The 1,196-nt window shown below is 52.8% G+C and carries 1 protein-coding gene; it reads left to right on the forward strand.

Features of this window, described 5'->3' with window-relative positions:
• Positions 1-1,188, forward strand: a protein-coding gene (locus tag FTE26_RS02070; RefSeq protein WP_238799248.1) for an IS3 family transposase whose coding sequence is annotated in 2 segments (ribosomal slippage) — positions 1-269 and positions 269-1,188 — 1,189 coding nt annotated over the 2 segments. Because the reading frame shifts where the segments join, the coding sequence is not laid out codon by codon here. This gene is flagged as partial in the annotation.
• Positions 1,189-1,196: the final 8 nt, after the last annotated feature.

Below are 1,196 nucleotides of genomic sequence, written 5' to 3' on the forward strand. Positions count from 1 at the left end.
AGGTGACTTAATGAACAAGAAAACCAAACGAACCTTCACCCCTGAGTTCAGGCTGGAATGTGCACAGCTGATTGTTGATAAGGGCTACTCATATCGACAGGCCAGTGAAGCGATGAATGTCGGTTCAACCACGCTTGAGAGCTGGGTACGCCAGCTCAGGCGAGAGCGCCAGGGTATTACGCCCTCTGCCACACCCATTACTCCAGACCAGCAACGTATCCGCGAGCTGGAAAAGCAAGTTCGCCGTCTGGAGGAACAAAATACGATATTAAAAAAGGCTACCGCGCTCTTAATGTCCGACTCGCTGAACGGTTCACGATAGCCGCCAGACTAAGTGACAGCCACACGGTTGTCAGCCTGTGTTCTGCTCTGGAAATACACCGCAGCAGTTACCGGTACTGGCGAAAACGACGCGATACGGTTAATCCGGCACGAGTCAGGTTGTGCAGCGAAATACGCCGGGCGTGGAACCAAAGTCGGGGCTCTGCGGGCGCGCGCACTCTGGCTGAAATGCTGACTCAAAACGGCGTCCCGATGAGCCGTTACCGTGCCGGACGTCTGATGAAATATCTGAACCTGAGCAGTTGTCAGCCCGGAAAACATCAGTATAAAAATGCCCGTCAGGAGCATACCAGCCTGCCGAATCTGCTTGAGCGTCAGTTCGCAGTACCGGAGCCAGACCGGGTATGGTGTGGAGATATTACGTATCTCTGGGCAGGAAATCGCTGGTGCTATCTGGCGGTTGTTATGGATCTTTTTGCCCGCAGGGTTATCGGCTGGAGTCTGTCAGCGCATGCCGATACCGCACTGATAAGCAGTGCCCTGCGGATGGCCTATGAGACGCGTGGCCAACCCCGGGATGTCGTGTTCCATAGCGACCAGGGAAGCCAGTATACAGGCCTTAAATATCAACAACTTCTCTGGCGTTGCAGAATAAATCAAAGCGTCAGTCGGCGGGGAAACTGCTGGGATAACAGCCCCATGGAACGCTTCTTCCGCAGTCTGAAAACAGAATGGGTGCCAACGAATGGTTACGCAGGCAAGGACGAGGCCCGGCAGCAAATTAATGATTACATATTGAACTACTACAACAGCGTCAGACCTCACCATTATAACGGTGGGCTGACGCCGGAAGAGTCAGAGAACAGATACCATTTTTACTGTAAAACCGTGGCCAATATTACTTGACCACTACA

Source organism: Escherichia sp. S10b (genome assembly GCF_028421345.1).
GTDB lineage: Bacteria > Pseudomonadota > Gammaproteobacteria > Enterobacterales > Enterobacteriaceae > ECMA0423.